The 3,090-nt window shown below is 65.5% G+C and carries 1 protein-coding gene; it reads right to left on the bottom strand.

The window, feature by feature from the left end; all coding sequences use genetic code 11:
* Positions 1-805 precede the first annotated feature (805 nt).
* Positions 806-1,846: a globin domain-containing protein gene (locus AB0N17_RS45845; protein WP_366017613.1), complete on the bottom strand. Its 1,041-nt coding sequence runs from the start codon at positions 1,844-1,846 to the stop codon at positions 806-808.
* Positions 1,847-3,090: the final 1,244 nt, after the last annotated feature.

Here is a 3,090-nt window from a genome sequence, read left to right as displayed (position 1 = left end):
TGCGCACACAACCCCCGCCACCCCCCCCCCCCCCACCCCACTTACATACCCGGGTCGTCCAGCCACGTGCCCCCCCCCGCCGGCCACGATCCCCCGCGACCGGCCCAGCGCCAAGCACGCGGTTGACAGCGGGGCATGAGGCACGCGTCCCTGCCACCCCCTAACGGGGTGCCTGGACGCAGGAGCCCGCCCGTCAGCCAGCTGGGCGCTACCTCCAAGTCCGGTCCTTTTGAGACGGGTCAAGTTGACGGCGGGTGCATTCAGCGGGCCGGACGGCGGCGAGTCAGTCGGAGCCTCTGGCCCCGCGCTTCCGGTGATCCGCCGCTGGTCGTGCACGTTGTCGCGGGTGGCAGCCCCTTTGCGCTCCAGACGCTGGGGATGCTACGACGGCCCGCTCCGTCGCACCAGTCATCCACAGTGACGGAAGTTGAGGGGACACGGCCGCTTACTGAGCTTTTCGGGTGTGCTGTCGGGGCCGCGGTTGTTGATCCCCGCGCTTTGCAAGTGGGGTGAGGTATCCGGAGGTGGGCGCCTGACCGCTGAGCGTCGAACGTTTCGCGAGGGGATCCGGCTCCAGGGCGGCGAGAGGTTCACGGCGGGTGAGAAGACCGGGTGAACGCGAAGGGTCTGCGGATAAGTGAGCGGTCGGTGGAACGGTGGCGCCCTGCCCGGCGCGAGGACCGGAAGCCTTGTGTTCCGCGGGTCCGGTCGCACTCCCCGACCATCACCGACGTCCAGATCGCTGTACCACCGGCCCCACCCTAAAAACGTCGGTAACCGGTGGGCGAACACAGTGTCCTGGCCGCTATGAGACAGCCTGAAGGATCTCTGGTCCGCCATCGTGGTGGATGCGATGAGATGGCACGCCTTTGGCCATGAGCGCGTCAATGCTGCTGCGGATCATCGCCGGCGGCCCCGACAGATAGGCGTCATGCAGCGCCCACTGTCGGTGCGTGGTAAGCAACTGCGGGAGTTGGTGGGCGAGTTCGACGGCGGCTGTTTCGCACATCAGCGGCTGGACGGTGAGCCACGGGTACTGGTTTTGCAGGCTGAGCATGGTATTGACCTCGTACAGACCGCTGTGGTGGCGCGCGCTGTAGATGACATCGACAGTGCGCTTCGCGCCATTCTCAGCGATCTCTTCCACCAGCGCCTTGATCGGCGCTATACCGGTGCTGCCGCCGAGACACAACAGCCCGTTCGGACTCCCGCGGTCGATGGTCATGGAGCCCATGGGCGGACCGAGCCTGATGACATCTCCGCACCGGGCCTTGCTGACGAGCGCGGTGCTGACCCAGCCCGCCGGCACAGCTTTCACATGGAAGGTGAGGGTGCCGTCCGGCCGGGGCGCGGAGGCGAAGGAATAGTGCCGCCATACCCGAGGCCACCAGGGGGTCTCGACGCTGGCGTACTGGCCGGCGCTGAAGGGATAGGGCTGATTCGGGCGAACGGTGAGGACGGCGATGTCCGATGATCGCTGTTCTCGGGCGATGATCTCCGCGTGCCACCAGGGAGGTGAGGCCAGCTCATCGGCGGCTGCGGAGGCTATCATGATCTGCGATATGGCGGCGTAGCTGCGCCGCCACGCGGCCTCGCTCTCAGGACCCCAGGTCTCGGCGGCGTAGTAGGCAATGGCACCGATGAGGCAATCACCGAGGACGGGATAGTGCTCGGGACGTGTTCCGTATTTGCGGTGCCCCCGACCGAGATACGACAAGTACTCGATCAGGCGGGCGGTGTCGTCTATGTAGGTGGCTGCGTTGAGCAGCGCCTTGAACAGTCGATCGCGCTGCAGGGACATCGAGAGGGGGAAGAGGTCGCGCAGCTCGGGGTGGTGGGTGAACAACAGCGCATAGAAATACGAAGTGGCCTTGTCGGCGACTGGTTCGAGAGCGGCCAGCGTACGTCGGATGATGATGGCGTCAGCTGAGGGCTGTGCCGGTATCGGCGTGGGCCGGGTACCGAGGCGCTCATCTCCGCCCAGTGGATGGGGCGAATCCGCCGCTGAGGGCGCTCCCGTCTGTCCTGCGGCGGGTGGTTCTCGGTGTTGATAAGCGTTGCCGGCTCCATCAGTAGGGGCTGCCAATCCTGCAGGAGGCAGTGCAGGAGGCGTAGCGGCAGCGGGAAAGTCGTTGACATGGCCGCTCTTGCCGTCCTTTAAGGGGCCGGGTGTCTGGATGCCCGTCTGCCCCCCTGGCACGTCATGGACCCTGATGGGCGATGCGAGCTTCGAGGACTGGTGCAGGACTGGGCTCCCATTCCCTGTCCAGGGCTGAGGTTGCGGCGACTGACCCGGCGGGCAGCCGTTCCGGCTCTCGGCGGGCGGCGGATCCTGCCGGAGGCTGGCCAGGGTGCGTATCACCGCGGGTCTGCTGGGGACACGATGCTCGTCACTCCGCGTTCGCCCGCCGGTGGAGACCGGCTTCACAGGCGAGAACCAGTCACGCTCGCTGACCGTCATCTGCCCTTGCGGCGAAGACTTGGGTAGCCGCTCGTCCCAACCCTCATTCGAGGTGTCCGTATCGCCGCTGACAGGTGATGAGTTATGCGCATCCAATACATTCCTGCCTTCAACTATCGCCCCTCGGCAAGCGACGAAGCGGAAGCCAACATCACATGCACCGGCTGCGGTTCAGCGGACACGCCGCCTTTCGCAGGACACGTGCTGTCGCCCACCGGTACGTCACCAGGGCACCACCGGTAGTATTAACCTCAAACGGAGGACAGTTTGGCATATGTCTCCATGCCGCGTGACGTAAAGTCAAAAGCCTGCCCCTGCCTGCCGCTCGGGCATGAAGGTCGGCACGCGCATCGCCGGACTGTGGGTGGACGGCGGAGAAGGTAGGAAGCTGGTTACGTCGGCCGTCTTGGCGAACGGCTTCGTCTAAGACTTGCCGATCCACCCGGACTATATGATCAAATACGCCGATGCGTACCCCCCACATCGAGACGCATCAACTCTCTCAGTCCGACGAGTCACCCACCGAACACATTCCATCGGCCCGCAACCCCTGCGAAGAACTGGCCTCGCTGGAAGACCAGCCACTCGACGGTCTCTTCCCCGCGGACAGCACACCCACCCCGCGCAAC

This window comes from Streptomyces sp. NPDC051133 (genome assembly GCF_040682635.1).
Lineage (GTDB): Bacteria > Actinomycetota > Actinomycetes > Streptomycetales > Streptomycetaceae > Streptomyces.
This window is presented reverse-complemented; position numbering and strand designations above follow the sequence as displayed.